This is a genomic window from Oceanobacillus massiliensis str. N'diop (assembly GCF_000285495.1).
GTDB classification, from domain to species: domain Bacteria; phylum Bacillota; class Bacilli; order Bacillales; family Amphibacillaceae; genus Oceanobacillus; species Oceanobacillus massiliensis.
This window is the reverse complement of record NZ_HE610980.1, coordinates 29,071-44,498: the sequence shown is the minus strand read 5'-3', so window position 1 is coordinate 44,498 and position 15,428 is coordinate 29,071. Positions and strand designations below refer to the sequence as shown.

Annotated in this window: 14 protein-coding genes; 10 read left to right on the top strand and 4 right to left on the bottom strand. The window is 41.1% G+C overall.

Translation table 11 applies throughout. From position 1 onward, the window contains the following. Positions 1–2 precede the first annotated feature (2 nt). From OMHG_RS15370 to treR, 6 genes are all read left to right on the top strand, one after another. Positions 3–1,370 carry a sensor histidine kinase gene (locus OMHG_RS15370; RefSeq protein WP_010651779.1) on the top strand — a complete coding sequence of 456 codons (1,368 nt, stop codon included), beginning with the start codon at positions 3–5 and terminating at the stop codon, positions 1,368–1,370. 114 nt (positions 1,371–1,484) lie between these two features. Continuing rightward, positions 1,485–3,308: a translational GTPase TypA gene (gene typA, locus OMHG_RS15365; protein ID WP_010651778.1), complete on the top strand. Its 1,824-nt coding sequence runs from the start codon at positions 1,485–1,487 to the stop codon at positions 3,306–3,308. Between the two features lie 81 nt (positions 3,309–3,389). Continuing rightward, a complete protein-coding gene (locus OMHG_RS15360) occupies positions 3,390–4,334 on the top strand; it encodes a PQQ-dependent sugar dehydrogenase (protein ID WP_010651777.1) in 945 nt (314 codons plus the stop codon). Positions 4,335–4,610: 276 nt separating this feature from the next. Then, positions 4,611–6,554, top strand: coding sequence for a PTS system trehalose-specific EIIBC component (gene treP / locus OMHG_RS15355; protein WP_010651776.1), 1,944 nt, complete (start codon positions 4,611–4,613; stop codon positions 6,552–6,554). A 19-nt stretch (positions 6,555–6,573) separates the two neighbouring features. Beyond that, a complete protein-coding gene (gene treC / locus OMHG_RS15350) occupies positions 6,574–8,235 on the top strand; it encodes an alpha,alpha-phosphotrehalase (protein ID WP_010651775.1) in 1,662 nt (553 codons plus the stop codon). Positions 8,236–8,247: 12 nt separating this feature from the next. Continuing rightward, positions 8,248–8,964, top strand: a complete 717-nt coding sequence (gene treR / locus OMHG_RS15345) for a trehalose operon repressor (RefSeq protein ID WP_010651774.1) — start codon at positions 8,248–8,250, stop codon at positions 8,962–8,964. A 157-nt stretch (positions 8,965–9,121) separates the two neighbouring features. Here treR and OMHG_RS15340 read toward each other — a convergent pair whose 3' ends face one another. After that, complete coding sequence (locus tag OMHG_RS15340; protein WP_010651773.1) at positions 9,122–9,982, bottom strand: dimethylarginine dimethylaminohydrolase family protein; 861 nt, start codon at positions 9,980–9,982, stop codon at positions 9,122–9,124. A 135-nt stretch (positions 9,983–10,117) separates the two neighbouring features. Here OMHG_RS15340 and OMHG_RS15335 point away from each other — a divergent pair, with 135 nt between their 5' ends. After that, complete coding sequence (locus OMHG_RS15335; protein WP_010651772.1) at positions 10,118–10,852, top strand: YqcI/YcgG family protein; 735 nt, start codon at positions 10,118–10,120, stop codon at positions 10,850–10,852. Positions 10,853–10,885: 33 nt separating this feature from the next. Here OMHG_RS15335 and OMHG_RS15330 read toward each other — a convergent pair whose 3' ends face one another. Then, on the bottom strand, positions 10,886–11,068 hold the full coding sequence (locus OMHG_RS15330; RefSeq protein WP_010651771.1) for a hypothetical protein: 183 nt from the start codon (positions 11,066–11,068) through the stop codon (positions 10,886–10,888). Positions 11,069–11,313: 245 nt separating this feature from the next. On the opposite strand from OMHG_RS15330, the gene OMHG_RS15325 reads away from it, so the two are divergent. Continuing rightward, positions 11,314–12,480, top strand: coding sequence for a CapA family protein (locus OMHG_RS15325; RefSeq protein ID WP_010651770.1), 1,167 nt, complete (start codon positions 11,314–11,316; stop codon positions 12,478–12,480). 110 nt (positions 12,481–12,590) lie between these two features. On the opposite strand, the gene OMHG_RS15320 is transcribed toward OMHG_RS15325, so the two are convergent. Continuing rightward, complete coding sequence (locus OMHG_RS15320) at positions 12,591–13,289, bottom strand: DUF1129 family protein (RefSeq protein WP_010651769.1); 699 nt, start codon at positions 13,287–13,289, stop codon at positions 12,591–12,593. 1 nt (position 13,290) lies between these two features. Then, positions 13,291–13,620 carry a PadR family transcriptional regulator gene (locus tag OMHG_RS15315; RefSeq protein ID WP_010651768.1) on the bottom strand — a complete coding sequence of 110 codons (330 nt, stop codon included), beginning with the start codon at positions 13,618–13,620 and terminating at the stop codon, positions 13,291–13,293. A 164-nt stretch (positions 13,621–13,784) separates the two neighbouring features. Here OMHG_RS15315 and OMHG_RS15310 point away from each other — a divergent pair, with 164 nt between their 5' ends. Together OMHG_RS15310 and OMHG_RS15305 are read left to right on the top strand one after the other, a co-directional pair. After that, positions 13,785–14,597, top strand: a complete 813-nt coding sequence (locus OMHG_RS15310; protein ID WP_010651767.1) for a DUF368 domain-containing protein — start codon at positions 13,785–13,787, stop codon at positions 14,595–14,597. A 60-nt stretch (positions 14,598–14,657) separates the two neighbouring features. Next, positions 14,658–14,978, top strand: coding sequence for a thioredoxin family protein (locus OMHG_RS15305; protein ID WP_010651766.1), 321 nt, complete (start codon positions 14,658–14,660; stop codon positions 14,976–14,978). Positions 14,979–15,428 lie beyond the last annotated feature (450 nt).

The following is a 15,428-nucleotide window of genomic DNA, read 5'->3' as shown; positions in this document are numbered from 1 at the left end:
CCATGAAACTACAATCTCAATTGAATGCAGCATTTACAACACTGTTAATTGTTATTCTAACTGCTGCCGGTTTCGTGATATATTCTCTGATTATGGACCTGCTGATTAAGGACGAACAGCGCCAATTGGAAGAAACGGGAGAACTGCTTGTCAGCTTTTTAAATGAACAATATGGTACAACCAGTGAAACGAGACAATTTAATGACTTTCTTAAAGAGCAGAACCTGCAGCTGTTCATGTATGACCGAAATCAGGATGCAGTACTGTTCTCGACCATGTCTTTATCTGTAGTCAATGAATTTTTTAATCAAAATGACTTTTCGGCAACGGATGAAGCACTGTGGCAAAACGGGAATGACCGTTTCGTCACATCCAGAATTTTGTTTTTCCCTGAGAATTCAGGACTTGAATTGATTCTGCTAACTCCAATGGATGATCTGCAGGTGGTCCAGCAAAGCTTTTTCATTCGCTTGTTTCTAGTCTTTCTTATCGGTGCGGCTGCAGCAGTCCTGCTCAGTTACATCATGACGAACAAACTGGTTACACCGCTCTCGCAATTGAAGCGACAATTGAAAAAAGTGGAAAATCGCCAATTTGATGAGATGGAACGCGTCAAAGCAACAGGTGAAATCAAAGAGGTTGAACAAAGTGTTTATGACATGGCACAGGAGCTGGAAAGATACATGAATTCTCAGCAAACCTTTTTTCAGAATGCCAGCCATGAATTGAAGACACCACTTATGACGATTCAAGGATATTCAGAAGGAATCAAGGACGGCATATTTGATGAGGCAGAAAGAGAAAAAGGGCTTGAAATAATGGTTACGGAAGTGAAGCGTCTAAAAGATATTATCAATGAAATGATTTTATTGGCGAAGCTTGACAGTGAGCCTGCCGTATATGAATCAGCACCTATTGATGCAAAAGAATTTATTGACAAGGTAGTTGATCGTGCCATTCCTTTAATCAATGAAAGGGGTATTAAATTACGGCACCATGTTGAAGAGAATATTACCATTGTGGCTGACGAGGAAAAATTATTGCGGGCAGTCCTCAACGTGGTATTCAACGGGATTCGGCATACGAATTCGGAAATACACATTAAGGCGGCCAGAAATAAACAGATGATTTCCATCGTCATAGAAGATGATGGTGAAGGTGTCAAGGAAGAAGAAGCTGCACATATATTCCACAGGTTTGTAAAAGGAAAGAATGGGGAAACGGGTTTAGGACTAGCTATTGCACGGGCCATTATTGAGCAATCGAACGGAAAGATTTCTGTTGGCAGATCTGAGTTGGGCGGAGCGAGATTCGAAATTCTCTTTGACATACCAAAGTCCAAGGAGAAGTCCAAAAATCCGACAGGCTAATTCGGTTTTTAAAACTTTTTTGAAAATATTAAGTAAAATATCTTTAAAACGGTAATAATTATGATATAATAGGCAAGTTAATCATCCTGTAAATAATAGAGGGGCGTACTTTTTATGCAATTAAGAGAAGACATTCGCAATATCGCAATAATAGCTCACGTTGACCATGGTAAAACAACTCTTGTGGATCAACTTTTAAAATATTCCGGAACTTTCCGTGAAAATGAACATGTTGACGAACGGGCGATGGACTCCGGAGATATCGAACGTGAACGTGGAATTACAATTTTAGCGAAGAACACTGCCGTTAAATATCATGATACAACAATCAACATCCTGGATACTCCAGGACATGCCGACTTTGGCGGTGAAGTGGAACGTATTATGAAAATGGTTGACGGTGTAGCATTGGTTGTTGATGCATATGAAGGAACAATGCCGCAAACACGTTTCGTACTGAAAAAGGCATTGGAACAAAAATTGACACCAATTGTTGTTCTGAATAAGATTGACCGACCAAATGCGAGACCGACAGAAGTTATTGATGAGGTACTTGATCTGTTTATCGAACTTGGTGCCGATGATGAACAATTGGAATTCCCAGTTGTATATGCTTCTGCATTGAACGGGACTTCAGGACTTGAGCCGGAAGATCAGCAGGAAACAATGGATCCTGTATTCACAACTATCATGGAGCATATTCCAGCACCTGCAGATACAAGTGCAGAGCCGTTGCAATTCCAGGTAACATTGCTGGACTACAATGACTATGTTGGGCGTATTGGTGTAGGACGGGTTGTTCGGGGATCCATTCAAGTGGGTCAACAAGTAGTTGTTATGAAAGAAGACGGAACACAGAAGACATTCCGCGTTACTAAGCTATTTGGTTTTATCGGACTGAAACGTATTGAAATTGAAAAAGCGCAATCCGGAGATATCGTAGCAATTTCCGGTATGGAAGATCTAAACGTGGGAGATACTATCTGTCCAGTGGATCATCCTGAAGCATTGCCGTGGTTAAGAATAGATGAGCCAACACTGCAAATGACATTCCTTGTTAATAACAGTCCATTTGTTGGTCGTGAAGGAAAATATATCACTTCACGTAAGATAGAAGAGCGTTTATTGAAGCAGCTGGAAACAGATGTTAGTTTGCGTGTGGAACCAACTGATTCACCGGACGCTTGGACTGTTTCCGGACGCGGTGAGCTTCATCTGTCCATCTTGATTGAAAACCTGCGTCGTGAAGGTTATGAATTGCAGCTCTCCAAACCACAAGTAATCATTAAAGAAATTGATGGTGTCAAATGTGAGCCGGTTGAGCGTGTACAGGTTGATGTTCCGGAAGAATATACTGGAGCAGTTATGGAATCACTTGGTGAACGTAAAGGTGAAATGCTCGATATGGTTAACCATGGTAATGGGCAAGTTCGCATTGAATTCAAGGTTCCGTCACGCGGACTACTTGGCTATACAACTGAATTCATGTCTCAAACGCGCGGATATGGTATCTTGAACCATACTTTCGATACTTACGAGCCGTTAATTAAAGGACAAGTCGGAGGAAGACGTGCGGGAGTGCTTGTTTCATTGGAAAATGGAAAAGCATCAACGTACGGAATTATGGGACTGGAGGATCGTGGTACCATCTTTGTTAATCCAGGTACCGAAGTTTATGCCGGTATGATTGTCGGTGAGCATAATCGTGATAATGATTTAACCGTAAATATTACGAAAGAAAAACATTTAACAAATGTTCGCTCTGCCAACAAAGACCAGACTTCAACCATCCGTAAAACTCGTGATTTGTCACTGGAAGAAGCGCTTGAGTATTTGAGCGATGATGAGTACTGTGAAGTAACTCCTGAATCGATTCGCCTGCGTAAGAAGATTTTAAACAAAAACGAGCGTGAAAGAGCAGCAAAAAAGAAAATATAACGTGATGATTAAAACAGCAAATGCCTGAAAAGTGCCTTTGCTGTTTTTTTCTTAGCTGCTATAGTCTAAAGATTGCCGCTTTTGACGGATACACAAAACTCTCAGTTGGAGGTGCTTCTTATTCGTTACGGATTCATTCTATTGCCGTTCTTATTCCTATTTATTTCGGGCTGTACAGTAGAAGACCAGTCCGATTCTTCCGATTTTGACCAGAATAGGGATAGTGAAGAAAATGAAGGAAATACCAGTTCAGAAGAAGATTCACAGATGGAGCCTGAAACAGACAGGAAAGTAATTGCTAAAAATTTATCCGCACCATGGGAAATAGCAAAGAAGGAGGATGCTCTCTATATCAGTGAGCGGACTGGTTCTATTGTTGCCATTCAAGGGGAGGAGCAGGTCAGAAAACCAGTCCAATTTGATGAAACCCTTGCAGAACAGCCAGAGGCAGGTCTCCTTGGGATAGCTTTTTCATCCGAAGCAGGAACTGCATATGCCTATTATTCCTATCAGCAGGGAGGAGCAAATTATCAGCGGATTGTCACAATCGAAGAAACAGAGGATAGCTGGAAAGAGACGTCCATTCTGCTTGATAAAATACCAGGTGGTACCTATCATCACGGAGGTAGAATAGAGATTGGTCCAGATAGCAAACTGTATATAACGATTGGGGATGCATCAGAGCCCGAGCAAGCGCAGGAATTGGACAGCTTGTCCGGGAAAATATTGCGGATGAATCCGGACGGTTCTATCCCCGCTGACAACCCTTTTGAAGAATCCTATGTGTACACATATGGCCACCGTAATCCCCAAGGACTTGCATGGGATCAGAATGGTGAATTGTATGTCCGAAAGTTTGATGCTGCAGATAAAACAGTGGATCTGATTGTATCGGATGTTGGCAGGGTTCGAGATGTCCTTGCAGCTGATGGCGGCGTTTATATCATTACGAACAATACGGACGGTCGCGGCAACCCTGGGAAAGAAGATGATCAGCTTTTGTTTATCCCTATCCCTGAAAATTAACTGCACTAACATTCAAAAGCCTTTTCTATCTTGATGATGGAAAGGCTTTTTTTAGATTCCGCTGACAGTGATACTCGGAGGGTTATCAATGAGGATTTAGGGAAACAAAAGGATAAGACGGTTGAAACTTGAATATAATACCATAAAAATCAGAATGTAAGCACTTGCATAACTTGTATATACAGGTTATACTGTCTAATGTAACATGTATATACAAGTCGCATTCATTATAGATTAAAAAATCAGAATTTGCATAAAACTCATGGAGGGATTGAAATGGCGAGTAAAGAGACCGGAATGAACAAAGAGATCATTCTTGCACCAATCAGCGGTAAAGTAACTCCACTGGAAAATGTAGCGGACCCAACGTTTTCAGGGAAGATGATGGGTGATGGTTTGGCTATTGAACCAACAGATGGGGAAGTGATTTCACCTGTAGACGGTGAGGTAACATTAACGTTTCCAACAAAGCATGCAATTGGATTAAAAGCGAAATCTGGCATAGAAGTACTGATCCACATCGGTTTGGAAACCGTTAACATGGACGGAGAAGGCTTTGAGGTACATGTGAAACAGGGGGAACAAGTGAAAGTCGGGGACCCATTAGTAACGTTTGATTTGCAGTTAATCAAGGAGAGGGCTTCGAGTCATATTACACCAATCATCATCACAAATGGAGATATAGTAAACGCTATTACTAAAACGAATGATGGTACTGTCATTGCAGGAGAATCAACGCTGCTGGAGCTCACTATGATAGATACAGGAAAAGAACCTGTAAGCCCCGCAATAGAGGGAAAAGAATCGAGAAAAGGCGGTATGGATTATAGTGAAGAGGCAGAACAAATTGTCGCAGCAGTAGGCGGACTAGATAATATTGAGGCGGCAACACATTGTGTAACAAGGCTGCGCTTTGCATTGACGGATGAAGCAATCGTTGATAAAGAGGCATTAGAAAAACTGGATGTTGTCAAAGGAACGTTCTCTGCTAACGGACAATATCAGGTTGTTATTGGACAGGGGACCGTTGATAAGGTATATAAGGCGATGGTCTATGAAACTGGTATTGAGGAAGCGAGTAAAGATGATGTCAAAGCTGCTGGGGGCAAGAGGCAAAACCCACTGCAGCAGGCAATTAAAACATTGGCAGATATCTTTATCCCGATCCTCCCGGCAATTGTAACAGCCGGTTTACTGCTTGGACTTAATAATATCCTGGTGAATCCTATATTCTCGGATCAGGCCATCATTGAAATGTTCCCTTCATGGGCTGGCGTAGCAGACATCATTAATCTGATAGCCAATACGGCATTCACATTCCTGCCGGTTCTAATTGGCTGGTCGGCAGCTAAGCGGTTTGGCGGAAACCCGTTATTGGGTATCGTGCTAGGACTCATTCTTGTTCATCCGGCCTTAATGCCTGCTAGTGATTATGCGATTGCAGCTGTAGAAGGGGAAGCGCCTACTTGGAACTTATTTGGTTTAAGTGTAAACATGATGGGGTATCAAGGACAGGTATTGCCTGTGCTGGTAGCGGCTTGGGTATTATCCAAGATAGAGATAGCACTCAAGAAGCGTGTGATTGATTCCCTTCAATTATTGGTAGTTGCTCCTATAGCCTTATTGGTAACAGGATTCTTGGCTTTCATTATCATTGGGCCAGTAACATTTACGGTTGGCACTTGGATTACCGATGGATTTATAGGCATCTTTGAAACGCTGCCGCTTCTCGGTGGATTAATCTACGGTGCGCTTTATGCTCCATTGGTTATAACGGGGATGCACCATACATTTCTTGCCGTCGATCTGCAGCTGATTGGCAGTACCGGCACAACATTCCTATGGCCGATCGTTGCCTTATCGAATATTGCACAGGGTTCTGCAGTGTTCGCGATGTTTCTTGCAGCCAAAAATGAAAAATTAAAGGGACTGGCAGGAACTTCCGGGATTTCTGCGTGGCTTGGCGTTACCGAGCCGGCAATGTTTGGGGTAAACCTTCAATATAAATATCCATTCTTTGCGGCAATTGCGGGGACTGCTATTGCAGGTGCTTTTATTACCGTTGCTGATGTGCAGGCATCATCAGTCGGTGTAGGCGGTATCCCGGCATTTCTATCAATAGAAAGCAGCATTGTATCCTTCTTTATCGGTATGTTGATTGTTATTGTTGTACCATTTATCATTACACTTATCATTGCAAAACGTAAACTCAAAAACTAACAGCTAGAGGAGTGAAGACATGAGTGAAGCATGGTGGAAAAAATCGGTAGTATATCAAATATATCCAAAGAGTTTTCAAGATACGACAGGGAATGGAACAGGGGATATTCAAGGGATCATTTCAAGGCTTGATTATTTAAAAAAGCTGGGAGTCGACGTATTATGGCTGACACCAGTTTACAAATCGCCGCAAAAAGATAATGGTTATGATATCAGTGATTACTATTCGATCGATCCTAATTATGGAACGATGGAGGATTTTCAGGAACTGCTGGATGAAACGCATAATCGGGGTATGAAGCTGATTATGGACCTTGTCATTAATCATACATCTACAGAACATGAATGGTTTAAGCAGGCGGCATCCTCAAAAGATAACGAGTTCCGTGACTTCTATATTTGGAAAGATGGCATAGACGGAGAAGAACCTAACAACTGGCAATCAAAATTCGGTGGCAATGCCTGGCAGTTCGACGAAAAGACAGGACAATACTACTTGCATCTATTTGACCGGACACAGGCAGATTTAAATTGGGAAAATGAGAGGCTGCGTGAAAAACTATTTGAAATGATGCGCTTTTGGGCAAAGACGGGTATCGACGGTTTTCGTCTGGATGTCATTAATCTCATCTCCAAAAATCAGGAATTTCCAAGCGATGAAAGTGGAGATGGCCGTAAATTCTATACCGACGGGCCGCGCATACATGAATATTTGCACGAAATGAATCATGAAGTGTTTTCCCAGTACGATATGCTTACTGTCGGTGAAATGTCTTCTACTACATTAGAAAACTGTATTTTGTATACGCAGCCTGTTCGTCAGGAGCTCACGATGACCTTTCAATTCCATCACTTGAAGGTTGATTATCCAAATGGTGAGAAATGGACGAAAGCCCCATTCAACTTTATCGAGTTGAAAAACATCCTGTCTGAATGGCAAGTTGGGATGCACGAAGGGAACGGTTGGAATGCGCTATTCTGGTGTAATCATGATCAGCCCCGCGTCGTTTCACGATTCGGCGATGAAAAGGAGTACCATAAAGAATCAGCAAAAATGCTTGCTACAACCCTTCATATGATGAAAGGTACACCATATATATTCCAGGGTGAAGAAATTGGAATGACCAATCCGAACTTTACTTCTATAGAGCAATATCGGGATGTTGAATCGATCAATGCATATGAAGCATTGCAAAAAGAAGGGAAGACGAATCAGGAAATCATCGAAATCTTACAGCAGAAATCGCGTGATAATTCCAGAACACCGATGCAATGGTCAGATGAACAGCATGCGGGCTTTACGTCCGGGACACCATGGATATCAGCTGCACATAATTATCCGGAAATTAATGCCGAAGAAGCAATGCGGGACCCTGATTCCATTTTCTATCACTACCAGCAGCTGATTGAACTGCGAAAAAAATATGATATTATAACCTACGGGGATTATCAGATACTTTTCGAGGATGATCCTCAAATATTTGCATATACAAGGAATTGGAATAAGGAAAAATTAATTGTCATCAGTAATTTTTATGGTAAAGAGGTGACGGTGGATCTCCAATTGGAGAAAAATATCGCAAGCCCAATGGTATTGCTATCCAACTATCCTGATGCACCTGAGACACTAGAACAGTTGAATTTAAGACCTTATGAATCGATTGTGTATTATGCAACCTGATGAGGTATAAAGATGCAAAAGAAATACTTGATTATTTATGATGAACTAGTAAAGGGAATCCAGGCAGGAGAATGGCCGGCAGGAACAATGCTGCCATCGGAAAATGAGCTTTCCCTGCATTATGAGACGTCGCGGGAAACAATCAGGAAAGCCCTGAATCTGTTATCGCAAAAAGGATATATTCAAAAAATACGCGGCAAGGGTTCGGTCGTAATTGACTTCCATACGTTTTCATTTCCGGTTTCTGGTATTGAAAGCTACACCGAGCTTACAAAGAAACTGCAGCTGGAAAGCAGGACGATTATCCATCAGCTTGGGTTTTTGGAAGCCAATCATGAAATCTCAGAAATGCTGCATCAATCTGTTTCAGATCGTGTGTGGAATGTGGTTCGAATCAGAGAAATATCCGGTGAGAGGATTATCCTGGATAAGGATTATTTCAATGAAAGATATGTTCCGCTTTTATCCAAGGAAATCTGCCGAAATTCCATCTATGATTATATCGAGAATCAACTGGGGCTGGTTATTGGCTTTGCTCAGAAAGAAATTCTTGTGGAAAGTCCTACCGATGAGGACAGGGAATTGCTGGATATTGAAGGATTCTCAAATGTGGTAGTTATCAGAAGTCAAGTATATTTAGATGATGCAAGTTTATTTCAATATACAGAATCGAGACACAGACCGGATAAATTCCGCTTTGTAGATTTTGCCAGAAGAGTGAAGAACTAGACACTGCCTTTCGATAGAAGCAATGTATTTATCCTATATAGGGAAAAGTTTTTTGGGAGGCGTCATGGCTAGACATTTACGGTAGGACCTTTTGGCTTAAAATAAGGAATAATAATAAGCATGGGATGATTATTACCGATCATCCCATGCTTATTCTCTACTTTCTAACCAATGGTAATGTGCAGCATCGGAAGGAACCGCCTGACTTAATGATTTCAGAGAACGGAACTTCAATTACATCAAAACCAGCATGCACAATTTCCTGATTCAATCGTTTGTTCTCGGGTAGACTGATTACTTTGTTATTGCCAATTGCCAGCACATTGGGACCCATTTGGAATTGCTCCTCTTCCGTCACTTCGATTAGATGATAGGCATCCTTCAAGAGCTCGTACGAGGAACTATCCATTGCTGGTGCGTATATCAAAGCAGTATCTTCCCGGATGACATTGAAGACACAATCCAGATGCAGAATGTCTTTCCTTAATAGAATAGGTGTAACGGTATGATCGGGAAGCTGTTCTTCAAGCGTTTCAACAGCTGCGGGGGACGTACGGCCGCTTTGGCCAACCCAAACTTTCTTATTGTCTACGACTACGTCTCCGCCTTCGATTGATTGCGTATCGAATCGATAAAAAGGCAAACCGTATTTTTCTAACCAATCAATCAGAACCCTTTCTTCATGTTTCCGTATGTCTTTTTCCATGGATGCAACAAAGAACTTATCTCCGATGGCAAAGCCAATATCACGGGTAAATACCTGTTCATTCAATTGCTTTTCCGCTTCTAATTGTATAATCGTTGCTCCTTCGCCGCGAAGGGTATGTAGGAAGTGGTCATGCTGTTCAACAGCCTTTTCTATATTGATATTTTCTTTCAAGTAATGACGTTGAGTCTTATTGATTACTTCTTTAATTTTCATATGATGTGGGGAAACAGTGATGACTTGTTTAAGCGGATCATATTCATTATGGCAATTTACTTCTGGAGTCAATGCCATGGGTGTTGAATTGTTCATATATTTATCCTCCAATACAGTATCTAGATACATATTCCCTAATCAAAGCTTTATAAACATTATTGCGTAATAGTTTGAAAAAATCCACTAAGGGAAATTTAAAAATTAGTTAAGTTAAAAATGGGAGGCATTGTTATGGATCGAACGGCAACGTATTTACTTGAAAAAGCGGATATAGAAAATAATCCTGATTCTTTACCAGATTGGTTCAGAAAAGAATATAAAACCTTTGAAAATATAGTCACGAATAAAAATTTTCCATGCTATTTTGGCATGTCAGCGCAAAAGCGAGGGGAATTGCGATATGGCTGGATTTCACATGATGATTGGACGAAGCTGCCGTCCATGCTTGAAGACTTCAATCGGTTATTTGATAATCAGGAAAGGATGATACGTCATGGCTTCTTCCTATTTGTTGAGCCGGAAAGGGAGGAAAAGTCACTCGAATATTATCGGGAATATTTCTGGAATGTACTTCAGTACCTTCATAATAATGATCAGTATGAGTGGCCCTCTGAATATCCAAAAGATCCGGATCACTACCTGTGGAACTTCTGTTTTGCCAAGGAGCCTTATTTCGCATTTGGAAATGCTCCTGCATATAAACAAAGGAAAACAAGAGATTTGGGAAACAGTCTGATTATTGGTTTTCAGCCGCGAAAAATATTTGAAGGACTAAAAGGTACTGAGAAAAGCGGGGTAATGTCACGTGAAAAAGTGAGGGAAAGGGTAGAGCAATGGGATGGGCTGCCGAAGCATCCGAATATTAGCCATTATGGCGATGAGAATCACCGTGAATGGAAGCAATTTTTTATTGGAGATGATATTAAGCCCATCGAAGGAAAATGCCCATTCCATCCTAAAAAATAACGAAGAGAAACTGTCGTGTACAGTTTCTCTTGGCTAATGTTTGCTCTTCGTCTTATTTTCATTCGGAATATATTTCGTGAAATAGGCTGCGAGCAAAAGAAGAATCAGTGCCAGTCCCCATGAAACAATTCCGCTCCAATAGACATCCAGGCTAATGCCTGCAAATATGATAATTCCGCTTAACGCAATAAGAATGGCTGTTAAATAACGTTTCACGTATAACTCCTCCGTTATGATAGGTAAAAGATTTTATGATACAAGTGTTTATGTGAAATAGTATATGCTTTTTTGCACATTTAGTATAACAAACTCTATTCAAAATGACATTTTTAATGTTGGCTCAGGAAATTGTGATAAAAAGGAAATTAATGTCGAAATAAATGAATCTTTCTATCGATTTATAAGGATTATTCCTTTTTTCATGCTATGATGTAATAAAAAAGAGCTAAGGAGAATTGCCTATGAAATCGGCAAACAGATGTAGTTTATTTTTATTGATTGCCATTATTTCACTCCTTCAAGCCTGTGGAGTTGCAGACCGGGGAGTAAATGGAAGTATGGAAAGTCTTCCCCTGAAACAAGTCAGCCTTGAAATGAAAGACCATAAAAGTACCGAACAGGAAATAACATTCTCTGCGATCGGCGATATCCTGATTCATAGTCCTGTATATAAAGACGCAATGATTGACGGTGGATATGATTTTTCACCAATGCTGGAAGAGGTGAAACCTTTCTTAAGCAGCCCCACCCTTACTGTAGCCAATCAGGAAACCATGATTGGCGGAGAGCAATTAGGATTGTCCAGCTATCCATCTTTTAACAGTCCATATGAAGTTGGAGATGCGCTAAAAGCCGCTGGTGTAGATGTGGTGACACTGGCGAACAATCATACATTGGACAGGGGAGAAGAAGCAATACAAAATGCCATCAACCACTGGGAAATGATTGATATGATGTATACTGGTGCATATAAGAATGAGCAGGATCAAGATAATCTGCGAGTCTATGAAACGGAAGAGGGAGTTTCAATAGCCTTCTTATCCTATACCTATGGAACGAATGGAATCCCTGTTCCAGAGGGAAAGGGATATCTGGTCAACATAATTGACAAAGACCTTATTGCAAGCCAGATTGCAGAGGCGAAGGATAAAGCGGATGTGATTGCTTTAAGCCTTCATTTCGGGAACGAATACGAACGTTTGCCGAATGAAACGCAGAAGGAACTTGTTCAATTTGCAGCGGACCAAGGGGTGCATGTTGTGATCGGACATCATCCGCATGTGCTGCAGCCTGTGGAATGGGTGACAGGAGAGAATGGGAATAAAACATTGGTCGCATACTCTTTAGGCAATTTTCTTTCGAATCAGCAGGATTTATACCAGCGTATCGGCGGAGTTCTGACCTTTTCCATTAAGAAGACCGTTGCAGGTAATGATAAGGAAATTGAGGTGCATTCACCACAATTTATGCCGACATATGTGAACTTCAATGCCGATCGTTCAGACTATAAGGTGATACCAATGTATCAACTGACGGACAACGAATTGGCCGACGCCAAAAAGCGGTATAGTGATATGAAGGCACATATGTCGCGGTGGATGCCAGAGCTGGAGTTTATAGAGCAATAGATCTGTAATGCCTGATCATAATAGCAAAACCCACGGAATCCAATACTGATTCCGTGGGTTTTGCTTATCGTTATCATCTTTTTTGTCTGATTGGACAGATATGTAGCCATTTATGCAATAGATGCCATTCTTTGGAATCTTTTAAGTGCCTTTGCCGCAAGAAAGAGGATAAAACCGATACCAGCAACTAGCCAATAGGGAATCTTTATTGCTGCGCCAAATTCAGGCATGATTAGAAAAACAGCCATTGTAGTGCCAATGAAAATCATATAAAGCAACCATATTTGAAAGAAGTCCAGCCACTTATTCGCTTTTTTCGTCTTAAAGGAAGAACCCTTTAGCCATTTAAATACAATTTGAATCAGAATGTATAGTAAAAAGAGGTCAATTAGAATAATTGCCAGGGCAGATCCTAGAGGAAATGTAAGCGAATCTGGACCGATATGGAAAAAGGAAGAAAGAATAAAACCGATAATTCCAATGACCATGGCGAGTGTCCCCAGCAAGTTTAGCGTAACAAAAGTGATAAATAAGACACTCTCTTTCTTTTTTTCAGCCGGTATTTCATCAATCACTTCGTCGCAATACGATTTTAAATCCTCACCAAATATGTCCTTCGCATGTTTTCCTTCCTGTTGAGACAGTATAAGGTGATCAAGCAGTTCCAAAAGTACTTCTTCTGTTTGCTGTTCTGATTTTTTCGCGTTAAGCCGAATATAGGACAGCATCTCTAGATAGTATTTGAGATTTTCTTGGTTGAGCTGGTCCCTTTTTTCGTTATTTAAACGAATGAGATCCTGTGCATGCATATCATTTCTCCCCCTTACCGATAATATTGTCTACTGGTTCTTTCAATGTTTTCCAGTGGTGAATAAACTCTTCCAATGCCTGATAGCCCTTCTCTGTCAGCTGGTAATATTTCCGTTTTGGGCCACTATCCGAATTGATCATCCTGCCTTCGATCAATTCCTCTCTTTGCAAGCGCAACAGAATAGGATAGATGGACCCTTCACTGACATCGGATAGACCAAACCGCTGAAGCTTAACGGAGAGCTCATATCCATATGCAGGGTCCTGTTTAATAATCGATAAAATACAGCCCTCGAGAATACCCTTTAATATTTGACTTCTTTGAGACATTTCCTTACCTACCTTGTATAGCAATATAGTGTGTCAAAGATAAGCTACCTTGCCATGCAAAGTAGCTTATCTAAAGTATATAACTTATTCTATAAATTTCAAGCTATTTTTGATATTATTAGCATTGTAGTTCATTATGCTGATACATAGAGGAGTAATTGCAAATGGAATGGAAGAACTTTTATCGTGGCCTATTGATGGGTGCCAGTGATGTGATACCAGGAGTAAGTGGAGGAACGATCGCTGTACTGCTGGGAATATATGACAGACTGATTGCATCGATTAATGGTTTATTCAGTAAAGAATGGAAAAGGCATTTGGGGTTTTTAATCCCATTAGGGCTTGGAGTCGTAACAGCTATCTTTTTGTTGGCAAATGCAATTGAATGGTTATTTGAACATTACCCAGGGCCAACGCAGTTCTTCTTTCTTGGCTTAATTCTAGGTGTACTGCCATATTTATTTTATAAGGCGGAAGCGAAGACTAATTTCAAGGGGAAACATTATCTTCTGCTGATCCTAGGCGTGGCCGTTGTAGCTTCTATGGCCTTCTTCAATCCAAATGAAGGGGACATTATGGAAAACATTACTGCAACCACCTATCTGCTCCTGTTCTTCTCTGGTTTTGTTGGAAGCAGTGCAATGATTATCCCGGGCATCAGCGGATCATTCATGCTATTGCTTATGGGTGTATACGCAACAATCATTTCGGCAATCAGCAATCTCCAGTTGGATATCATTGCTGTTACCGGGCTTGGTATTGCGATTGGATTTATCGTGATGAGTAAAGTGATTGATTTCTTCCTAAAGAATTACTATAGTGGAACATTTGCCGTAATCATCGGCATGGTAATTGGTTCGATCTTTGTTGTCTACCCAGGGTTCCCTGCGAGTACCACGATGGTATTGCTTTCTGCCGTAGCCTTTGCTGCCGGACTTTTAGTCGCCTATATTCTTGGAAGAGTAGAATACAAATAAGCAAACAAAAGGACATATAACGATAAAATAGTTACAATGAATGAAAAAGGAGTGCTGAAAATGGAATCCATTCAAAGCGTTGAGAAGTTTAATGAAATTATTCAAAGTGAAGAGCCGGTCATTGTGAAATTCTATGCGGATTGGTGCCCGGACTGTAAACGGATGGACATGTTCATCGGTGACGTTTTAGAAGAATTTAAGAACTATAAATGGTATGAAGTAAATAGTGATGAAGTAGCAGGTCTTGCCGAAAAGTATGAAGTAATGGGAATTCCGAGTGTATTAATCTTCCAAAATGGAGAAAAGCTTGCCCATCAGCACAGTGCCTATACAAAATCACCAGAATCTGTAACAGATTTTCTGCATCAGCAGCTAGGCTAAGCGAACACGATCATCCTGAAAATGGATGATCGTGTTTTTTAATGCCGCTTTTCCCGCTATACTTCCTTGGTTTCTATCAGCTATCTCAAATTATTTATGGATTTATTATAATACAATCGAATAAGAATAAAACTCAATAAACCCGATAACTACTCCGGCCGATTTCCGCTCCGGGCAGTCGCTTTCCGCGGGCACCGCTTCAGCTTCCTCAGAAGCAAGCCCGGCTTCCTGCGGGATCTTCAGCCGCTGCTTTTCCCGCAGGAGTCGACTGTCCTATGCTCCAATCCATCAGCTTAATAATTGAATAACAGTAAATCGATTCAGGATTCAGAAGCCAAATCATAGCGGAGGAAATACACGAAGACTCCTGCGGGAAAGCGAAGACGCTAAGACCCCACAGGGAGCGAACTTTGCGAGCGAGGAGGCTTAGCGCGAGCCCGCGGAAAGCGT

Coding starts and splice junctions, on each gene's coding strand:
- OMHG_RS15320 (WP_010651769.1), bottom strand. CDS start 13,289: ATGCATGCACAGGATCTCATTCGTTTAAATAACGAAAAAAGGGACCAG.
- OMHG_RS15340 (WP_010651773.1), bottom strand. CDS start 9,982: ATGAACAATTCAACACCCATGGCATTGACTCCAGAAGTAAATTGCCAT.
- OMHG_RS15335 (WP_010651772.1), top strand. CDS start 10,118: ATGGATCGAACGGCAACGTATTTACTTGAAAAAGCGGATATAGAAAAT.
- OMHG_RS15370 (WP_010651779.1), top strand. CDS start 3: ATGAAACTACAATCTCAATTGAATGCAGCATTTACAACACTGTTAATT.
- OMHG_RS15325 (WP_010651770.1), top strand. CDS start 11,314: ATGAAATCGGCAAACAGATGTAGTTTATTTTTATTGATTGCCATTATT.
- OMHG_RS15310 (WP_010651767.1), top strand. CDS start 13,785: ATGGAATGGAAGAACTTTTATCGTGGCCTATTGATGGGTGCCAGTGAT.
- treP (WP_010651776.1), top strand. CDS start 4,611: ATGGCGAGTAAAGAGACCGGAATGAACAAAGAGATCATTCTTGCACCA.
- OMHG_RS15315 (WP_010651768.1), bottom strand. CDS start 13,620: ATGTCTCAAAGAAGTCAAATATTAAAGGGTATTCTCGAGGGCTGTATT.
- OMHG_RS15305 (WP_010651766.1), top strand. CDS start 14,658: ATGGAATCCATTCAAAGCGTTGAGAAGTTTAATGAAATTATTCAAAGT.
- treR (WP_010651774.1), top strand. CDS start 8,248: ATGCAAAAGAAATACTTGATTATTTATGATGAACTAGTAAAGGGAATC.
- treC (WP_010651775.1), top strand. CDS start 6,574: ATGAGTGAAGCATGGTGGAAAAAATCGGTAGTATATCAAATATATCCA.
- typA (WP_010651778.1), top strand. CDS start 1,485: ATGCAATTAAGAGAAGACATTCGCAATATCGCAATAATAGCTCACGTT.